The organism is Pseudomonas sp. SDO52101_S400 (assembly GCF_054071635.1).
The window spans coordinates 1-399 of sequence record NZ_JBSVWF010000156.1 but is presented as its reverse complement, the minus strand read 5'-3'; the positions used below and the strand labels follow the sequence as shown (position 1 = coordinate 399).

General features: G+C 57.1%; 1 pseudogene. It reads left to right on the top strand.

Features of this window, described 5'->3' with window-relative positions:
* Window positions 1-278: 278 nt before the first annotated feature.
* A pseudogene (locus ACW9HX_RS29155) lies at window positions 279-399 on the top strand (DUF6124 family protein); the annotation flags it as partial.

Sequence of the window (399 nt, the reverse complement as noted above, 5' to 3'; positions counted from 1 at the left end):
GAATCCGCCGGCTTGTGCGCCTTGGGGGCGGGTTCTATTGTTTGGCGGTCGCTGAAAAGCAGCGATCGGGTTTAGCGATCCGACTCCCTACAGACGCCACAATGCCCAATCTCAATTGCAGTCTCTTCTCTGTACTTGGCGTAATGGTGGCTGTGCGTGGGAGACCTTCGGGTCTACCCGGGGTTTCTGTGACCCGGATCGCTAACCTGCGTACAGCCGCCACCTTTACTTGTTTAGCGATGAGTCGTGGCGGCTAAATCCAATCACGGAGATTCGCCATGATCAAACCAACACCCAACCCACCCGAAACCGACACCACCTCGCCCTACGAAACCCTCGATTCCAAGAAATTCCACGAAGCCGCCGAGCGCGCCCTCGACCATTACCTCAATCCCCTCC